We start from the raw sequence: 18,629 nt of genomic DNA on the forward strand, positions 1-18,629 counted from the left end.
CCGCACGGAGGGGGCGGACCGCTTTCGGCGTGGCGCCGTTTTGCCGTTTTTCACCAGGTGAGGAACGGCACGTGCCGCAGGCAGTGACCGGGAACGGACGGTCAATTTCCGTTTCAGGTCGACCCGTTGGCAGGCGATCAGTAGCCTCAGCTCGAACACCGGATCGCCTACGCCTTGGAGAGACAGATGGAGCGACCCGCCTGGGCCCCCCGGAGCATCGACATCTCGGTGCCCAGCGTCTCGCGCATCTACGACTACTACCTGGGCGGTTCGCACAACTTCGAGGTCGACCGCGAGGCGGCCCGCAAGGCGATGGAGTTCATGCCGGGACTCCCCAAGATCATGCAGGCGAACCGGGCGTTCATGCGCCGTGCGGTGCGCTTCGCCGTGGGGGAGGGCATCACCCAGTTCCTGGACGTCGGCTCCGGCATCCCGACCTTCGGCAACGTCCACGAGGTGGCCCAGGCGGCCGATCCCGAGGCGCGTGTGGTGTACGTCGACCACGACCCGGTCGCGGTCGCGCACAGCCAGGCGGTGCTGACGGGCAACGAGGGGGCGGGAGTTGTGGCCGCCGACCTCCGCAAGCCCCAGGAGATCCTCGCCGCCGCCGAAGTGGAGCGGCTGATCGACCTGAACCGGCCAGTGGCGCTGCTTCTCGTTGCCATACTGCACTTCGTGGAAGACGCGGACGACCCGTACGAGGCGGTGGCGGAGCTGCGCGACGCGCTCGCGCCCGGCAGCCTGCTCGTCCTCACGCATGCCTCGTACGAGGGAATCCCGCTGCCACCGGAGCGGGCCGCGGGCACGGTCGACGTTTACAAGGACATCCGCAACCCGCTGATCATGCGCTCGCGCGAGGAGATCGCGCGGTTCTTCGAGGGGTACGACATGGTGGAACCGGGACTGGTGCCGATGCCGCAGTGGCGGCCGGAGACGGCACCGGAGGACGAGGATCCTTATGCCTTCTCCGGGTTCGCCGGCGTGGGGCGTACCGCGTGATCGCCGAACCGGACGGGCCGGAGGACAGACTGCGCCGGTTCGCGACGATCTGGAGCCGGGCGGTGTTCCCGGTGACCTCGACGTCTCTGACCCGGCCCGAGCTGGAGGAGCAACTCCTCCCGCTGGCCCGGCGGTTGAGCGAGGCGCTGCACACCCGGACGCTCGAACCGGACGAGGGCCGGGCGGTGGGCGCCGCGCTGGTCGCCGCGCACTGCACCGACCCGGAGGCGCTCAGCCGCACCCTGGACTGCGTCGACGCCTATCTGGTGCTCTACTGCGGCGAGGACGGCGACCAGGAGGAGCTGCGGGCGCGCTCCTCGCGGCTTCAGCACGCCATGGCGGCCGGCTTCGCACAGGCGCTGCGGGAGCGCACACTGGCCGAGCAGGAGGCCATCTCCGCGGCCGCCCTTCAGGCTCAGGGCGTGGTGGCGCAGGCGCTGCACACGAGTGAGGCCCGCTTCCGCGCGGTGTTCGAGGGCGCGGCCATAGGGATCGGCATGGCCGACCTGGACGGCAACATCCTCCAGGTGAACGGCGCGTTGCTGCGCATGTTCGGCCTCTCCGAGCAGAACCTGGGGACCCGCAACGTCAAGGACTGGACGCACCCCGAGGACGCCCCGCAGACCTGGACGCTCTACGAGGAGCTCGTCCGCGGCGAGCGCGAGCACTACCACCTCGAGAAAGCTTTCTACCGCCCTGACGGAACGGTCCTGTGGACCAATCTGACGGTCTCCCTGCTGCGGGACGCCGACGGTGAGCCGCAGTACCAGCTCGCCCTCATGGAGGACACCACCGAGCGGCGGCTGCTCAACCTCCGGCTGCGCTACGAGGCCACCCACGACGCGCTCACCGGACTGCCCAACCGCACCTTCTTCTTCGAGCGTCTCGAGAAGGCGCTGGCCGCGGGCAAGGGCCAGCGCTTCGGCCTGTGCTACCTGGACCTGGACGGCTTCAAGACCGTCAACGACAGCCTCGGCCACTCGGCCGGCGACCGGCTGCTCGTCGAGGTCGCCGACCGGCTGCAGGCGTGCACGACCGCGCCCGGCGAGATGGTGGCCCGGCTCGGCGGCGACGAGTTCGTCGCGCTGACCACGGGACCCGACACCGAGCGCGAGGTCGACGAGCTCGCCACCCGCATCATGAACGCCCTGGTCGCGCCGATCAGCGTCGACGGCCGTGAGCTCACGGTGCGCGGCTCCATCGGCATCGTCGAGGGTCCGGCGGGCGAGCGCGGCCCGGCGGAGGTGCTGCGCAGCGCGGACATCACCATGTACCGGGCCAAGTCGGCGGGCGGCAACCGCTTCGAGCTGGCCGACGAGGAGGCCGACGCCCGCGCCATCACCCGGCACGGGCTGACCACGGCGCTGCCGGCGGCCCTCGACCGGGGCGAGTTCTTCATCGAGTACCAGCCGCTGGTCCACCTCGGCGACGGCAGCGTCCGCGGCGCCGAGGCCCTGGTCCGCTGGCTGCATCCGCAGCACGGCGTCCTCGGCCCGGACCGCTTCATCCCGCTCGCCGAACACACGGGCCTGATCGTCCCGTTGGGCCGCTGGGTCCTCGAACAGTCCGTCCGGCAGGCGCGCGAGTGGCGAGAACGGTACGACGAAGCGGGTCCCCTCCGCATCAACGTCAACCTCTCGCCCTGCCAGCTCACGCACCCCGGTCTGGTCCAGGACACGGTCGACATCCTGGAACGCGCGGGCGTCGAACCGGAAGTGCTCTGCCTGGAGGTCACCGAGTCGGCGTTGATCGGCGCCGACGACGACCTCCTCAAGCCCCTGCGCCGCCTCGCCGAGATGGGCGTCGACATCGCCCTCGACGACTTCGGCACCGGCTATTCGAACCTGGCGAACCTGCGCCGCCTCCCGGTCAGCATCCTCAAGCTGGACCGCTCCTTCACCCAGAGCATGCAGCAGTTCCCCGCCGACCCGGTCGACCTCAAGATCGTGGAGGGGATCGTTTCCCTCGCCCACAGCCTGGACCTCGCGGTCACGGTCGAGGGCGTGGAAACCGGCGCCCAGGCCGAGCAGTTGCGGATACTGGGCTGCGACACGGCCCAGGGCTGGTACTACGCCCGCCCGGGCCCACCGGAGCGGCTGCACGAACTGGCGCTGGTGGATGCCACCGGCTGAGCGACGGGACGGCCCGGTGCCCGAGGAACCGGACGACGTGAAGGAGGCCGTCGAGGGCGAACTGGCCCTCATGGACCCCGCCGTGCGCGCCTCCCGCGCCGACGCCGTGCGCCTGCTCGACCCCGAGTTCGTCGAGGTGGGCTCCTCGGGCCGGCGCTACACGTACGAGCACATGCTCGCCTGGCTGCCGGAGCACGCGGGCAGCGCGGCGGACGGCCCGCGCCACGAGCCGTCGGCCATCACGGGCGTCGTCCTGGCGCCCGGGCTGGTGCATCTGACGTACGAGACGGACTTCGACGGCGGCCGGGCGCGTCGCAGCTCACTGTGGCGCAAACTGGGCGAGGAGACCGGCTGGCGGCTGTACTACCACCAGAGCACGCCGGTGCCGCCGGGTACCGACTAGACAGAGCCTCTCCGGCGGGTCATGCCGCCCAGGCCTCCCGCTCACCGCTCCAGCAGCATCCGCTGCAACTCCCGCGCCGCCCGCGGCGGAGCCACGTCGCTGCGGTGGGCCAGCGCGATCGTCCGGTGCAGCCCGGGGCGGGCGAGCGGAGTCACCCGTAGCCCCCGCCCCGTCCGTGCCGCCACCATCCGCGGTACGACGGCCACCCCCAGCCCCGCCCGGACGAACCCCAGCACCGCGTCCATCTCCCCGCCCTCCACCGCGAACGTCGGCTCGAACCCCTCGGCGCGGCAGGCGGCGACGGTCAGTTCGCGCAGGTCGTAGCCGTGCCGGAACATCACAAGGCGTTCGCGCTCCAGGTCGGAGATCCGAACGGTCCGCCGCCCGGGGCCGCCCGGCGCCGGGGCCTCCGGGGAGGACACCACCACCAGGTCCTCGCGCAGCAGCTCGACCGTGGTCAGCGCGGGAGAGGGGGTCGGCAGTGGCAGGACGACGAGGGCGAGGTCCAGGGCCCCACGGGCGAGTTCACGGACCAGGTCGTGCGAGCCGCCCTCCTCGATCAGCAGCCGGATGCCCGGGTAGCGGTCGTGGAAGGCGCGCAGCACGTCCGGCAGCAGGCCCGTGCACAGACTCGGGGTCGCGCCCAGCCGTACCCGGCCGCTGCGCAGCTGCACCAGTTCCTGCACCTCGTGCCGCGCCGTGTCCGCGTCCGCGAGGATCCGCCGGGCCAGCGGCAGCAGCGCCTCGCCCGCGTCGGTGAGCGTGATGTTCCCGCGCGCCCGCAGGAACAGGTCCGCCCCCAGCTCCCGCTCCAGCGCCTTGATCTGCTGGGAGAGGGAGGGCTGGGCCACGTGCACCAGATCGGCGGCCCGGGTGAAGTGCCGGGTCTCGGCGACGGCGACGAAGTACTGAAGCTGCTGGAACTGCATGGTGTCACGATAGCTTCCGCCTATTGAATCCAGCCGGACCATGTCTTGGACCGATGGGGCTGTTCGGCCCTAGCGTCTTGACCCATGGCTCTGGCAACGCGGACGGACCGACGGCCGTCCATGGCGCGCACCGTGTGGGACAGCTCCGTCGGCAAGAAGACCGTGATGGCGGTCAGCGGACTGATCATGCTGCTGTACCTGGTCGTCCACATGATCGGCAACCTGAAGATCTTCTTCGGACCGGGCGAGTTCAACCACTACGCGCACTGGCTGCGCACCGTCGGCGAACCCTTCATGCACTACGAGTGGACGCTCTGGCTCGTCCGCGTCGTGCTGGTCGTCGCCGTGGTCGCCCACGCCACCTCCGCCTACCAGCTCAGCCGCCGCGACATCAGGGCGCGGCCCAGCAAGTACGTGCACAAGAAGGCGCGGGCGAGCTACGCCACACGCACCATGCGCTGGGGCGGCATCATCCTCGGCCTGTTCATCGTCTGGCACATTCTCGACCTGACCACCGGCACCGTGCACTCCGGCGGCTACCAGGAGGGCCACCCGTACCAGAACGTCGTGGACACCTTCTCCACCTGGTACGGCGACGTCATCTACATCGTCGCGATGCTCGCGCTGGGCCTGCACGTCCGGCACGGCTTCTGGAGCGCCGCCCAGACCCTCGGTGCCGGCAGCCGCACCCGCGACCGGGCCCTGAAGGCCGCGGCCAACGTCCTCGCGCTGCTGCTCACGGCCGGCTTCATCGCCGTACCCGTGGGCGTCATGACCGGAGTGGTGAGCTGAAATGACCGCCGAATACACGGAATTCACGACCGGGGAACCCGTCACCGACACCAAGTCCCCGGCCGGCCCGATCAACGAGCGCTGGGACACCCGCCGTTTCGAGGCGAAACTCGTCAACCCCGCAAACCGCCGCAAGCACACCGTGATCGTCGTCGGCACCGGCCTCGCGGGCGGCTCGGCGGGCGCCACGCTGGCCGAACAGGGCTACCACGTCGTCCAGTTCTGCTACCAGGACTCCCCGCGCCGCGCCCACTCCATCGCCGCCCAGGGCGGCATCAACGCGGCCAAGAACTACCGCAACGACGGCGACTCGATCCACCGGCTCTTCTACGACACCGTCAAGGGCGGCGACTTCCGGGCGCGGGAGTCGAACGTCCACCGGCTCGCGCAGATCTCCGTCGAGATCATCGACCAGTGCGTGGCGCAGGGCGTGCCGTTCGCACGGGAGTACGGCGGCCTCCTGGACACCCGGTCCTTCGGCGGCGTGCAGGTGTCCCGGACCTTCTACGCCCGCGGACAGACGGGCCAGCAGCTGCTGCTGGGCGCCTACCAGGCGCTCAGCCGGCAGATCGCCGCCGGGAACATCGAGATGCACCCGCGCACCGAGATGCTCGACCTGATCGTCGTCGACGGGCGGGCGCGCGGGATCGTGGCCCGGGACCTGATCACCGGGAAGATCGACACGTACTTCGCGGACGCCGTCGTACTCGCCAGCGGCGGTTACGGCAACGTCTTCTACCTGTCGACGAACGCCATGAACTCCAACGCGACGGCCATCTGGCGGGCCCACCGGCGCGGGGCGTACTTCGCCAACCCCTGCTTCACCCAGATCCATCCGACCTGCATCCCGCGCACCGGCGACTACCAGTCCAAGCTCACCCTGATGAGCGAGTCGCTGCGCAACGACGGCCGGATCTGGGTGCCGAAGGCCAAGGGCGACGACCGTCCCGCCGACAGGATCCCGAGGACGAGCGCGACTACTACCTCGAGCGCATCTACCCGTCCTTCGGCAACCTCGTCCCGCGCGACATCGCCTCCCGCGCCGCGAAGAACGTCTGCGACGAGGGCCGGGGTGTGGGGCCGGGTGGGCAGGGCGTGTACCTCGACTTCGCCGACGCCATCAAGCGTATGGGTCGAAAGGCCGTCGAGGAGAAGTACGGCAACCTCTTCGACATGTACGCGCGGATCACCGCCGAGGACCCGTACACCGTCCCGATGCGGATCTACCCCGCCGTGCACTACACGATGGGCGGACTCTGGGTCGACTACGACCTCCAGACCACCGTTCCCGGTCTGTTCGCGGTCGGCGAGGCCAACTTCTCCGACCACGGCGCGAACCGACTCGGTGCATCCGCACTGATGCAGGGGCTGGCCGACGGCTACTTCGTCCTCCCCGCGACCATCAACGACTACCTCGCCCGCAACCCGCACCAGGACCCGGTGACCGACCAGCATCCGGCCGTCCAGGAGGTGTTGGCCGACACCGAGGACCGCCTCAACCTGCTCCTCTCCGTCGACGGCGACCGCACCCCGGACTCCTTCCACCGCGAGGTCGGCGAACTCATGTGGGAGTTCTGCGGAATGGCCCGCACCGACTCCGGTCTGCGCAAGGCGCTCGAGCGGATCCCGCAGATCCGCGAGGAGTTCTGGCGGCGGATCAAGGTGCCCGGCACCGGCGAGGAGTTCAACCAGTCCCTGGAGAAGGCGAACCGGATCGTCGACTACCTGGAGCTCGCCGAGCTGATGTGCCTCGACGCGCTGCACCGCGCCGAGTCCTGCGGCGGCCACTTCCGCGAGGAGTCCCAGACGCCGGACGGCGAAGCGGCCCGCCGGGACGAGGAGTTCACCTACGCGGCCGCCTGGGAGTTCACCGGTACCGGCGAGGCGCCCACCCTGCACAAGGAAGACCTGGTCTTCGAGTACGTCCACCCCACCCAGCGGAGCTACGCATGAAGCTCACCCTGCGCGTCTGGCGGCAGCGGAACACCGATGCCGACGGCGCCATGTCCACGTACGAAGTGGACGGCATCTCCTCCGACATGTCCTTCCTGGAGATGCTCGACACCCTCAACGAGGAGCTCATCCTCAGGGGCGAGGACCCGGTCGCCTTCGACCACGACTGCCGCGAGGGCATCTGCGGCGCGTGTTCGCTCGTCATCAACGGCGACGCGCACGGGCCCGAGCGCACCACCACCTGCCAGCTGCACATGCGGGCCTTCGAGGACGGCGACACGATCGACATCGAGCCGTGGCGGGCCGCCGCGTTCCCGGTGATCAAGGATCTGGTGGTCGACCGGTCGGCCTTCGACCGGATCATCCAGTCCGGCGGCTACATCACCGCGCCGACCGGCGCCGCCCCCGAGGCCCACGCGACGCCCGTGCCCAAGCCGGACGCCGACTTCGCCTTCGAGCACGCCGAGTGCATCGGCTGCGGGGCGTGCGTGGCGGCCTGCCCCAACGGGGCGGCGATGCTGTTCACCTCGGCCAAGATCAACCACCTGAACGTGCTGCCGCAGGGAGCCCCCGAGCGGGAGACGCGGGTGCTTGACATGGTGGCCCGGATGGACGAGGAAGGTTTCGGCGGCTGCACCCTCACCGGCGAGTGCGCGACCGCCTGCCCGAAGGGCATCCCGCTGGTGTCCATCACGAGCATGAACAGGGAGTGGCTGCGGGCGACGCGGAAGGCGGCGAAGCGGTAGCGCCGTACGGGCACGGAGGAGGCGCCATGGGAGGTCCCGTCGAGATTCCGTTCCGCGACCTGGTGCGGCAGCACAACTCCACCGCGCGGACGTTCTTCGCCGAGGCCGTGAAGGACCAGGAGAGCTGGGACGTGCTGTGGCGGAACATCTCGGGCAACCGCATCCCGCCGCCGGAACCACCCGCGGTCGACTGGGCCTCCTCCATGGTGCTGTTCGTGGCCATCGGCACCCGCAACACCGGTGGCTACTCCGTCGAGATCACTCGGCTGGTCCGCGAGGACGACGTCGTCCGGGTCGAGGCGCGCGAGACCCGCCCCGGCCCCCGGCAGCCCGTCACATGCGCCATTACCGAGCCTTTCCATGCCGTGACGCTGCCCTTACAGCCCGACGGCGTACGCTTCGATCTCCACCTCGAAGTCGCCGTACACCGGCCGCGAGTGTGACGTTCAACATCCGCACATCCCCTCTCCTGGCACAGGTCACGCGCTCGCCAACCGGCATCGGAAGAACTGTTGCGGCCGGACACACGGACACCGGCCCCGCTCGCAGTTCCGCCGACCCCGGTGACCAGGAGAGAGCCATGACCGGCGTAACCACCCTCGACCGCCCCCCGAAGCCCGCCGCCCCCACCCGCTACACCGTCTCCCTCGCCCGCGACGAGGCCGACGTGCGTGCCGCGCAGCGGCTGCGGCACGACGTGTTCGCCGGCGAGATGGGCGCCCTGCTGGCCACCCCCCAGCCGGGCTACGACATCGACCCCTTCGACGCGTACTGCGACCACCTGCTGGTGCGCGAGGAGGTGACCGGGCAGGTCGTCGGGACCTACCGGCTGCTGCCCCCGGAGCGCGCCGCGGTCGCCGGACGGCTGTACTCCGAGGGCGAGTTCGACCTCTCCGCGCTCGCCCCGATCCGCCCGGGCCTGGTCGAGGTCGGCCGCTCCTGCGTGCACCCCGACCACCGCGACGGCGCGGTCATCGGCCTCATCTGGGCCGGCATCGCCCGCTACATGGTGGACAACGGCCACGAGTGGCTGGCCGGCTGCTGCTCCATCCCGCTGGCCGACGGCGGCGCCCTCGCCTCCGCGACCTGGGACCGGGTCCAGGCCAAGTACCTTGCCCCCGAGGAGTACCGGGTACGTCCGCTGCTGCCGTGGATCCCCGACCCGGCCGCCGCCCCCGCCGCGAAGGCCGAACTCCCGGCCCTCCTGCGCGGCTACCTCCGACTCGGCGCCTGGGTCTGCGCCGAGCCCGCCCACGACCCGGACTTCGGGGTCGCCGACCTGTACGTGCTGCTGTCGATGCGCCGGGTCAACCCGCGCTATCTGCGGCACTTCCTCTCGCTCGTGCCGGCCTGATGAGCGTCTGGATGCCGAGCGCGCCCTGCAACCCCAGGGCGTGCATCGAGCCGACCGGGTCCCTCACGGCCGTACCCCGCGCCGTGCTGCGGCTGGTCGCGGTCATCACGGTGCTGCTCGCCGGGATTGCTCTCCTCCCGATCGGCGGGCGGATCCCGGCCGGGCTGGTGCGGCGGTGGGCCTGGTGGATCGTACGGGCGGCGGGTGTGCGGCTCCGGATGACCGGGGCCGCCCCGCGTGAGGGCGGTCTGCTGCTGGTCGCCAACCACATCTCCTGGATGGACATCGCGCTGATGGCGGCCGTCCGGCCGGCCCGGATGCTCGCCAAGTCGGACATCCGGGGCTGGCCGGTGGCGGGCACCCTGACCGCGGGTAGCGGCGCCCTGTTCATCGACCGGGAGCGGCTGCGCGCGCTGCCGCAGACGGTCGCCGCCATCGCGGACGCGCTGCGCGCCGGCAGCGCGGTCGCGGTCTTCCCCGAGGGCAGCACCTGGTGCGGCCGCGCCCAGGGCAACTTCCGGCGCGCCGTCTTCCAGGCCGCCCTGGACGCCGACGTCCCTGTCCAGCCCGTACGTCTGCACTACCGCCTCACCGGCGGCGCGGCCAGCACGGCGCCCGCCTTCATCGGCGACGACTCGCTGCTCGCCTCGGTGTGGCGGGTGGTGTCGGTGCGGGGGCTGGTGGCCGAGGTGGACGTACGGCCCGTCATCCCGGCCGGCACCCACCCCGACCGCCGCACCCTCGCCCGGGCCGCCCAGCCCGGGGCCACGCCCCAACCCGACTGGACCCACGCCGCGTTGGTGGCCTGAGGCCCGCGTCGGGTGAAGCCCGCGCAAGATCCGCCCTATGACTTCAGAGGATCACAACCGCCTGTCCCTCCCCTCTAATGGAGAACGAGCCGACGGGGGAGTCGGAAGACGGCTGAAGGCAGGGGGTGGCCCCGGTGCGGGCTTCCAGGATCGTGTCCACGGTGGCGCTGTCGATGTGCGTGGCGGGCCTTGTGGGCGGCTGCGCGGGCGGTGCCGGGTCGGGGGCCGCGGTACGGTCCGTGCCGCGGACCGCACAGGCCCAGGACGACCTGCTGAAGAGCGCCCAGACCGAGCTCGTGCAGCGGTGCCTGACGGATCGTAAGATCCCGACTCCTACCTCAGCCGAGCCTCAACCGGCGGACGGGCAGCGGCAGTTCCCTTACGGTATCGACGACCCCGTCTGGGCGGCCGAGCACGGCTTCGGCATCGCGGTGGGTACGGGGCGGAGTCGGCCCGCGACGCCGAAGCTCGACAGGACCGCGGCCGCGCGGCAACAGCGGCTGGCCGACGCCCTGTTCGGCACCGGACGCCGCGAGCTGTCCACCCGTACGGCCACGGGCTTCGTCGTCAGGGCCAACAGCGACGGCTGCCTCGCCGAGGCGCAGCGCGTCCTCTACGGCGACCAGGCGGCCTGGTTCCGCACCGACGTCACCGTCAACAACCTCGCGGCCGCCGCACACCAGCGCGTCACCCGGGACCCGGCATACCGGGCCGCCCTCGCCCGCTGGTCGCGCTGTGTCGCACCCGTGCACAAGGCCGAGGACCCCGCCGAACTGCGCGCCGCCTGGCAGCGCCAGGCCCGTGACCTGGGCCGACGACAGGCCACCGCCCTTCAGCGGCGCTACGCCCTCGCCGAGGCCCGGTGCGTCCGCAGCACGGACCTCGCGGCCACCGGCACCCAGCTGGAGCGGCGGCACACGGCCGAGCTGCGTGCCCGGTACGCCGATCAGATCGACGAGCACCGCCGACTGCGCGACCACGGCCTGCGCTACGCAGTCCGACACGGCCGCTGAGCCGCCCCGCCACCACTCGGACCACATCACCCGCACCACCGCACGGCACAACCATGCCCATCGAAAGGAACAGCATCATGCGCAAGTCATTCATCGCCGCCGCCGGAGTCCTCCTCGCCGCCGGCACCGCCGTGGCCGCCGTACCGGGCACCGCCCAGGCCGCCGCCACCTGCGCCTCCGGGAGTTTCTGCGCCTACACCGACGCCAACTTCGGAGGACTGTCGGTGAGTTGGACGGGAGACGATGGGTGGTGGGAGAGCAACATCGCGGACGAGGACAGCTCGTGGGCCAACCACGGGATCTCCGGCCCCGGCATCAAGGACCACGTGAAGGTCTACGCCAGTGCCTGGCAGAACGGCGGCGTCACCATCTGCCTGGCGCCCGGCCAGGAGGTCGGCTACGACGCCAACGCCAACGACCGGGGCGACTCCCACATCTGGACCACCGGCTGCTGAGCCGCCGGAAAATCACAGGACGGTCCGTGCCAGGACTGTTAGCGTCGAGTTCATGGAGGTCATGAGGCGAACCCACGGCGCGGCGGCGCGAGCGACCAGCTCCCCGGCCGCCCACGCCTGACCTCAGCACGATTCCCCGGCGGCCGGAACGGACCGCCGGGGCTTCTTCTCGCCCACGCAGACGTCTCCACCGCGCGGTCCTCTCCGGTTTCCACGACCCGAAGGGACACCGCCATGAACACCGACGAGACCGTACGCACCTTCACCGACTTCTACCGAGACCGCGGCCACCACCTCATCACCGGCAGCACACTCCTGCCGCCGCCCTCGGACCCGGTCCTGTTCACCACCTCCGGCATGCACCCCCTTACGCCGTACCTCCTGGGCCGCCCGCATCCCCAGGGCCGGCGCTTGGTCAACGTCCAGCGCTGTCTGCGCACCACCGACCTCGAAGAGGTGGGCGATCCGACCCACCTCACGGTCTTCGAGATGCTCGGCTCCTGGTCGCTCGGCGACTACGGCCACTCACAGAGCCTGCGCTGGGGTCATGAGCTGCTGCGCGACGGCTTCGGCATCCCGCAGAGCCGGTTGTACGTCACGGTCTTCGGCGGCGACGACCAGGTGGGCCGGGACACCGAATCCCTGCGCACCTGGGAGGAGTCGGGACTGCCGGTGGAACTCACCCGCGACGACAACTGGTGGTCCAACGGTCCGGTCGGCCCCTGCGGCCCCGACTCGGAGATCTTCGTCTGGACCGGCGACACCCCACCCGAGGGCACCCCCACCACGGACCCGCGCTGGGTGGAGATCTGGAACCACGTTCACATGCGCTACCACCGCCACCAGGACGGCACCCTCGAACCGCTGCGGCAGCCCGGCATCGACACGGGCATGGGTCTGGAACGTCTCGTCACCGTCCTCCAGGGCCGCAACTCGGTGTACGAGACGGACCTGTTCGAGCCCTGGACGCGGATCGTGCCCTCCCTCTGGCACCTGGACGACGAGCCCTCGACCCGCCTGGTCTGCGACCACCTGCGGTCGAGCCTCGTCGTACTCGGTGACGGGGTACGCCCGTCCAACACGGGCCGCGGCTATGTCCTGCGCCGCCTGATCCGCCGTCTCCTCACCACGCTGACGCGTGACGACCCGGACCGTACTCTGACCGACCTGCCGGAGGAACTCGTCCGGCACACCCTGGACCACTTCCACCAGCCCGTAGGAACCGGTCCGGTGCGCGATCAACTCCTCGACGAGGAACGGCGGTTCACGAGTCTGCTCGAACGCGGCCGACGCGTGCTCCGCCGGCCGCGCTTCCAGGGGCACCTCACCGAGGAGGACTACGGATACCTCCACGACACCCATGGTCTGCCCCGCGATCTCGTCACGGGGCTGCTCTCCGACAGGTGAGGTGCCCGGGCCGGGGTCGGCTCAGCGCTGGGTGTAGATGAAGCCGATCTTGTCGACCTCGTCGCCCGTACGTCCGTGGAAGCCGGCGATCTGCCAGCCGGAGGGCGCGGTGCGGGTCACGCAGTCCGACGTCGTCGTACCGCCGGCCAGCGTGCGGCCGAGGTTGGTCGTGAACTTGGCGTAGAAGATGCGGGTGTGGTCGTCCTTCACGCCCTGGCAGAGGTAGGCGGTGGTGACGTACTCCGTGCTGCCGAGGGTCAGCGAGGACGCGGTGCCGCCCGTGCCGCCGTGGGCCAGGGTCGTGCCGTTGGCCAGAGTGACGCTCATCTGGTCGACCCGTGAACCCGAGCGCAGCGCGATGGTGGTGGCGCGGGCGGCGGCCGGCACGCTGTCGATGTCGTTGAAGTAGTCGCCGTGCGGGCCGCCGAACTGGTCGCTCAGCTGGAACGCGGAGTTGCGCGACCAGGAGAAGCCGACCGTGATCGGGTCGTGGTCGGAGAGCATCAGGCCGTCGTCGGTGAGGAACTTGGCGTGCTCGTTGTTGTACGAGGTCGCGTTCAGCGAGACCAGCTTGCTGCTGCGGTAGAGGACCTTGTCGACGACCTCGCAGGTGTTCGGGACGGTGGCCCCGGTCTGGTCGCAGACCAGCGCGTCGCTGCCCTTCGCCGGCGCGCTGCCGCCGCGTATCAGCTGGACCCAGGCGTCGGTGAGCCCGTTGGCCGCGCCGAACTCGGCGATGGTGTCGGCCGCGCGGGTGTAGCGGGTGTTGGTGTCACCCATGACCACGACGGCGTTGCCGGCCGAGTGGGTCTGGATGAAGGAGGTCAGCTGGTTGAGGTTGTCCGCGCGGGAGGCCTCGTCACCGTCGTTCGTGCCCGCGTTGGTGTGCAGGTTGTAGAAGTCGACGTACACACCCTCGGCGAGGCGCTCCCGCATGAAGGTGAAGCCCTTGGGGGTCAGGCAGTCGCCCGAGTCGATCTGGCACGAGTTCCAGCCGACGCGCTCGAAGTCGTCCGTGTCGTACGGGATCTTCGAGAGCGTGTTGAGCCCGCTGCCGATGCCGGCGCCGCCGCTGGTCGGCGTGCGGTAGGCGTGCGCGGTGTCCGCCGCGTACAGGTACGCGTGGTAGTTGAAGTCCTCCTGCACATGGACGATGTCGTAGGGCGCGATCCGCTGCCCGATCGCCGTGGTGCTGGTGTCGCGGGGCGTCGACGCGCTGGAGAGGCTTTCGGGGAGACCGGCCACGTTGTAGCTGAGCACGCTGAAGGTGCCCGAGTCGGCGGCCACCGCGGCCGGGGCCGCCGCGGTGAGCCCGCCGAGGGCGGCGGCTGCCGCCGCCAGGCAGGCGAGGAGTCTGCGCATGAGGGTGTTAACTCCTGGGATAGTAAGCGGTTGTGGTGGAGGAGCTAGACAGAAGTTACCGCTGGTTACCCAAGCTTGTCGTGGCCTCGGCAGGAGCTTGTTCTGCACGAGTGGAACCGGGGTTAACTGTTGACGAAAACCCTTGCCAAATACCGTGCCGTCGCGCTCTCTTCGCTCCGCGCCACTTCCGCCGGCGTCCCCGTCGCCACGATCCGGCCGCCCGCGTCGCCGCCGCCGGGGCCCAGGTCGATGACCCAGTCGGCTCCCGCGACCACCGACATGTCGTGCTCGACGACGATCACGGTGTGGCCGGCGTCGGCGAGACCGTGGAGCTGGTGCATCAGGACGTCGACGTCGGCGGGGTGGAGGCCGGTCGTCGGTTCGTCGAGGAGGTAGAGGGTGTGGCCGCGGCGGCCGCGCTGCAACTCGGTCGCCAGTTTGATGCGCTGGGCCTCGCCGCCGGAAAGCTCGGTCGCGGGCTGGCCCAGGCGGAGGTAGCCGAGCCCGACGTCCAGAAGGGCGGTCAGGCTACGAGTGACGGCCGGGGTGTCGGCGTCCGCGAAGAACTCCGCCGCCGCCTCCACGGTGAGGTCGAGGATCTGCGCGATGTTCCGTCCCCGGTACGTCACTTCGAGCGTCGCGGGGTTGTAGCGGGCCCCGGCGCAGTCCGGGCAGGGCGCGTAGGTGCTGGGCAGGAAGAGGAGCTCCACGCTGACGAAGCCCTCGCCCTGGCAGGTCTCACAGCGGCCGCCGGGGACGTTGAAGGAGAAGCGGCCCACGCCGTAACTCCGCTCGCGTGCCTGGCCGGTGGCCGCGAAGACCTTGCGTACCACGTCGAAGAGGCCGGTGTAGGTGGCCAGGTTGGAGCGCGGGGTGCGGCCGATCGGCTTCTGGTCGACGGAGACGAGCCGGTCGACGCCCGGGAGGTCTTCCGTGATCTCCCCGATCAGCGTCGACTTGCCGGACCCGGAGACGCCGGTGACCGCCGTCAGTACGCCCAGCGGGAACTCCGCCGTCACCTCGCGCAGGTTGTGCCGGGCGACCGGCCCGACCTTCAAGTGGCTGCGAGGCGTGCGTACTTGGCGTGCGGTGGCGGGGGAGTCGTCGAAGAGGTAGCGGGCCGTCGCCGAGTCCTTCACCTTCGCCAGGTCTGCCACCGGGCCGCTGTGCAGCACCTCGCCGCCGTGTTCGCCGGCCCGCGGGCCCACGTCCACCAGCCAGTCGGCGCCGCGGACGACGTCGAGGTGGTGCTCGACCACGAAGACCGAGTTCCCGGCGGACTTGAGACGCTCCAGGACGGTGAGCAGGGCCTCCGTGTCCGCCGGGTGCAGGCCTGCCGACGGCTCGTCCAGGACGTACACCACACCGAACAGGCCGGAGCGCAACTGCGTTGCCAGGCGCAGGCGTTGGAGTTCGCCCGGTGAGAGGGTGGGGGCCGCGCGGTCCAGGCTGAGGTAGCCCAGGCCCAGTTCCAGCACCGGTTCGATACGGGACTTGAGGTCGTCGGTCAGGACGCGGGCCGCCTCCGAGGTGCCCGTCAGGAGTGCGGCCAGCTCCACCAGCGGCAGGGCCGCCAGCTCGGCGATCGTGCGGCCCGCGAAGGTCACCGCCAGCGATTCGGGGCGCAGTCGGCTGCCGCCGCAGGCCGGACAGGGGGTGCTGGTCAGGAAGCGTTCCGCCTTGGTGCGCAGCGTCTGGCTCTTGGTGTCCGAGAACGTCTTCAGCACATAGTGGCGGGCGCTCATGTAGGTGCCTTGGTACGGGCGTTGGATGCGGTCCGCGTCCCGCACCGGGTGGACGGTGACGACCGGCTGCTCGTCCGTGAACAGGATCCACTCGCGGTCGGCGGCGGGGAGTTCGCGCCAGGGCCGGTCCACGTCGTGGCCGAGCGTGTCGAGGATGTCCCGCAGGTTCTTGCCCTGCCAGGCGCCCGGCCACGCGGCGATCGCGCCCTCGCGGATCGACAGGGAGGGATCGGGGACCAGCAACTCCTCGGTCGTACCGTGCACTTGGCCCAGACCGTGGCACTCGGGGCAGGCGCCGGCGGCCGTGTTGGGGGAGAAGGCGTCCGAGTCGAGGCGTTCGGCGCCGGGCGGGTGGTCGCCGGCCCGGGAGAACAGCATGCGCAGGGAGTTGGAGAGGTTCGTGACCGTGCCGACCGACGAGCGGGAGGTCGGCGCCGACCGGCGCTGCTGGAGGGAGACCGCGGGCGGCAGGCCGGTGATCTCGCCGACCTTCGGGGCGCCGACCTGGTGGATGAGACGGCGGGCGTACGGGGCGACCGACTCGAAGTACCGGCGCTGGGCCTCGGCGTAGATCGTGCCGAACGCGAGCGACGACTTCCCCGACCCCGACACGCCGGTGAACACGGTCAGCACGTCCCGCGGGATGTCGACGTCCACGCCCTTGAGGTTGTGCTCACGGGCACCGCGGACCCGGACGTACGGGTCGTGGGGGCTCGGCATGGTGGAACTCCGTACACGTCTTCGACTACGGCGGGACAAACCACGCGAGTCTATGTGAGCGGGGTGCCCGGTGCCCGTCGGCGGTCAGACGGCGCCGTGCGCGATCAGGCTCTCGGCGCAGTCCAGCACCGTCTGCCGGGCGGGGCGCGGCTGCCAGCCGAGGAGCGTGCGGGCCTTCTCGGTGCTGTGCCGGTTGCGGCGGCCGAGGGCGGGGGTGATCTCCCGCAGCGACGGATCCCGGAAACGGGCCGCCAGCCGGACGGCGAAGTCCGGGACCTGCCGGGTCGAGACCCGGCGCCCGTGCTCGCCGAGACCCTCGCGCAGGACCCGTGCCATGTCCGCCATCCACATGAACTCACCGGTGGCCAGGAAGCGTTGACCCGCGGCCGCCGGTGACGTCATCGCCCGGATGTGCACGTCGACCAGGTCACGCACGTCGACGATCTCCAGGCCGATCCGGGGGACGCCCGGCATCGCGCCGGAGACCATGCGTCCGACGATGCCGACGGACCCGATGTTCTCCGTCGTGAGCACCGGCCCGAAGACCGCGCCGGGCAGTACCGTGACCAGCTCGGTCGGACCGTCGTGGGCCGCCATGAAGTCCCAGGCCGCCCGCTCGGCGACGGTCTTGGAGCGGCGGTAGGGGATCAGGGTGGGGTCCTCGGGATCGGTCCACAGCGTCTCGTCGGTCATGCCCTCGGTGGCGTACGACGACGGGCTCGCCGCGTTCGCCGCCGAGGTCATCACCACCCGCCGTACACCGGCCGCGGTCGCCGCGCGCAGCACGCGCAGGGTGCCGTCCCGGGCCGGCCCGATCAGGTCGCCGGAGGCGGCGCCCAGCGGGGAGGCGACGTGCAGGACGTGGTCGACGCCCTTGAGCGCGGCCTCCCAGCCCTCGTCCGAGGTGAGGTCCGCGACGGCGAAGCCCAGCCGTCCGGCGGGGTCGACGACACCCGACACGGCCTCGGTGACGGACTTCTCGCGCGCCGCAAAGCGCACGGTCGTCCGGACGTCGTAACCGCGTCGCAGCAGTTCGGCGACGCACCAGCCGGCGATGTAACCGCTGCCCCCGGTGACCAGAACGAGCTCGGGCATGACTGTCCTCCACGACCTGTGCCAGAATTAAGCGGAGGCCCCTCCGCTACGACTTCCAACGTACCGGAGGCCCCTCCGTTTCGCAATCCGTGCCGCCTGCCACACCGATGGGACGATCGACGTCGTGAACCCGCCCCCCTCCGTGAAGCCCACCCGGAAAGACGCGCTCGGCAACCGGGAGCGGATCCTCACCGTCGCCCGCGAGGCGCTCGCCGAATCCGGCTCCGCGTCCCTCACCGCGATCGCGAAACGGGCCGGCGTCGGCATCGGCACGCTGTACCGCCACTTCCCGACCCGCGAGGCGCTCGTCCTGGAGCTCTACCGGCACGACATCCAGCACCTCATCGACCGCGCGCCCGTACTGCTGCGCGAGCACTCGCCCCTCGAAGCGCTCCGGCTCTGGTTCGACGAGGTCGCCCACTACGGGCGGCTCAAGTTCGGCGTCGCCGAGGTCATCCACGCCGCGACGAACGGCGGCCTCGACGACGAGCACTACGGGCCCTTCGTCGGCGCCATCGGCCTGCTGCTCGACGCCGGAGCCGCCGACGGCTCACTCAAGGCGGGCTTGGACCCCGAGGACGTACTCCTGCAGCTCAGCGTGCTGTGGCGGATCGACCCGGCCCGCGGCGGCGAGGAGCGGGCGGCACGGATCCTCGCCCTGATCGTGGACGGACTGCGAACCCCGCCGGCGGAGTGACGAGGCGGGCCCGGACAG

Annotated in this window: 16 protein-coding genes and 1 pseudogene; 13 read left to right on the plus strand and 4 right to left on the minus strand. The window is 70.9% G+C overall.

The features are described from left to right. Window positions 1-186 precede the first annotated feature (186 nt). From ACQEWB_RS44420 to ACQEWB_RS44430, 3 genes are read left to right on the plus strand one after another with little or no spacing between them, the layout of a single operon-like run. Window positions 187-999 (plus strand): SAM-dependent methyltransferase, encoded by an 813-nt coding sequence (locus ACQEWB_RS44420; RefSeq protein WP_432841658.1) that lies wholly within the window; start codon window positions 187-189, stop codon window positions 997-999. Beyond that, on the plus strand, window positions 996-3,131 hold the full coding sequence (locus ACQEWB_RS44425; RefSeq protein WP_432841660.1) for a putative bifunctional diguanylate cyclase/phosphodiesterase: 2,136 nt from the start codon (window positions 996-998) through the stop codon (window positions 3,129-3,131). Before ACQEWB_RS44420 ends, ACQEWB_RS44425 begins: the two co-directional genes overlap by 4 nt. Further along, complete coding sequence (locus ACQEWB_RS44430; protein ID WP_432841662.1) at window positions 3,118-3,534, plus strand: DUF4440 domain-containing protein; 417 nt, start codon at window positions 3,118-3,120, stop codon at window positions 3,532-3,534. The genes ACQEWB_RS44425 and ACQEWB_RS44430 overlap by 14 nt, the downstream gene beginning before the upstream one ends. Before the next feature lie 41 nt (window positions 3,535-3,575). Here the strand turns inward: ACQEWB_RS44430 and ACQEWB_RS44435 are convergent, their stop codons facing one another. Continuing rightward, complete coding sequence (locus tag ACQEWB_RS44435; protein ID WP_432841664.1) at window positions 3,576-4,463, minus strand: LysR family transcriptional regulator; 888 nt, start codon at window positions 4,461-4,463, stop codon at window positions 3,576-3,578. A 120-nt stretch (window positions 4,464-4,583) separates the two neighbouring features. Here ACQEWB_RS44435 and ACQEWB_RS44440 point away from each other — a divergent pair, with 120 nt between their 5' ends. The 9 genes and pseudogenes from ACQEWB_RS44440 (at window position 4,584) to ACQEWB_RS44480 (ending at window position 12,992) form a co-directional block, all read left to right on the plus strand. Next, complete coding sequence (locus tag ACQEWB_RS44440; RefSeq protein ID WP_432844339.1) at window positions 4,584-5,255, plus strand: succinate dehydrogenase; 672 nt, start codon at window positions 4,584-4,586, stop codon at window positions 5,253-5,255. Between the two features lies 1 nt (window position 5,256). Further along, window positions 5,257-7,208 (plus strand): annotated as a pseudogene (locus ACQEWB_RS44445) (fumarate reductase/succinate dehydrogenase flavoprotein subunit). After that, the gene (locus tag ACQEWB_RS44450; RefSeq protein ID WP_432841666.1) at window positions 7,205-7,954 is read left to right on the plus strand and encodes a succinate dehydrogenase/fumarate reductase iron-sulfur subunit; all 750 of its coding nucleotides are present in this window, start codon (window positions 7,205-7,207) and stop codon (window positions 7,952-7,954) included. The pseudogene ACQEWB_RS44445 and the gene ACQEWB_RS44450 overlap by 4 nt, the downstream one beginning before the upstream one ends. 26 nt (window positions 7,955-7,980) lie before the next feature. Beyond that, window positions 7,981-8,397 (plus strand): protease complex subunit PrcB family protein, encoded by a 417-nt coding sequence (locus ACQEWB_RS44455; protein WP_432841668.1) that lies wholly within the window; start codon window positions 7,981-7,983, stop codon window positions 8,395-8,397. A 137-nt stretch (window positions 8,398-8,534) separates the two neighbouring features. Beyond that, complete coding sequence (locus tag ACQEWB_RS44460; RefSeq protein ID WP_432841670.1) at window positions 8,535-9,308, plus strand: GNAT family N-acetyltransferase; 774 nt, start codon at window positions 8,535-8,537, stop codon at window positions 9,306-9,308. Next, window positions 9,308-10,117 carry a lysophospholipid acyltransferase family protein gene (locus ACQEWB_RS44465; protein WP_432841672.1) on the plus strand — a complete coding sequence of 270 codons (810 nt, stop codon included), beginning with the start codon at window positions 9,308-9,310 and terminating at the stop codon, window positions 10,115-10,117. Before ACQEWB_RS44460 ends, ACQEWB_RS44465 begins: the two co-directional genes overlap by 1 nt. 134 nt (window positions 10,118-10,251) lie before the next feature. Further along, window positions 10,252-11,130, plus strand: coding sequence for a hypothetical protein (locus ACQEWB_RS44470; RefSeq protein ID WP_432841674.1), 879 nt, complete (start codon window positions 10,252-10,254; stop codon window positions 11,128-11,130). 77 nt (window positions 11,131-11,207) lie between these two features. Beyond that, entirely contained in the window at window positions 11,208-11,585 is a 378-nt protein-coding gene (locus ACQEWB_RS44475; protein ID WP_432841676.1) for a peptidase inhibitor family I36 protein, read from the plus strand. A gap of 234 nt (window positions 11,586-11,819) precedes the next feature. Continuing rightward, window positions 11,820-12,992 (plus strand): alanine--tRNA ligase-related protein, encoded by a 1,173-nt coding sequence (locus ACQEWB_RS44480; protein WP_432841678.1) that lies wholly within the window; start codon window positions 11,820-11,822, stop codon window positions 12,990-12,992. A gap of 21 nt (window positions 12,993-13,013) precedes the next feature. Here ACQEWB_RS44480 and ACQEWB_RS44485 read toward each other — a convergent pair whose 3' ends face one another. From ACQEWB_RS44485 to ACQEWB_RS44495, 3 genes are all read right to left on the minus strand, one after another. Further along, complete coding sequence (locus ACQEWB_RS44485) at window positions 13,014-14,354, minus strand: jacalin-like lectin (RefSeq protein WP_432841680.1); 1,341 nt, start codon at window positions 14,352-14,354, stop codon at window positions 13,014-13,016. Between the two features lie 122 nt (window positions 14,355-14,476). Beyond that, window positions 14,477-16,819: an ATP-binding cassette domain-containing protein gene (locus ACQEWB_RS44490; protein WP_432841682.1), complete on the minus strand. Its 2,343-nt coding sequence runs from the start codon at window positions 16,817-16,819 to the stop codon at window positions 14,477-14,479. An 84-nt stretch (window positions 16,820-16,903) separates the two neighbouring features. Next, complete coding sequence (locus ACQEWB_RS44495) at window positions 16,904-17,914, minus strand: NAD-dependent epimerase/dehydratase family protein (RefSeq protein ID WP_432841684.1); 1,011 nt, start codon at window positions 17,912-17,914, stop codon at window positions 16,904-16,906. A gap of 124 nt (window positions 17,915-18,038) precedes the next feature. Here ACQEWB_RS44495 and ACQEWB_RS44500 point away from each other — a divergent pair, with 124 nt between their 5' ends. Then, a complete protein-coding gene (locus ACQEWB_RS44500) occupies window positions 18,039-18,611 on the plus strand; it encodes a TetR/AcrR family transcriptional regulator (RefSeq protein ID WP_432841686.1) in 573 nt (190 codons plus the stop codon). Window positions 18,612-18,629 lie beyond the last annotated feature (18 nt).

The organism is Streptomyces sp. CA-249302, from assembly GCF_050936785.1.
Classification (GTDB): Bacteria; Actinomycetota; Actinomycetes; order Streptomycetales; family Streptomycetaceae; genus Streptomyces.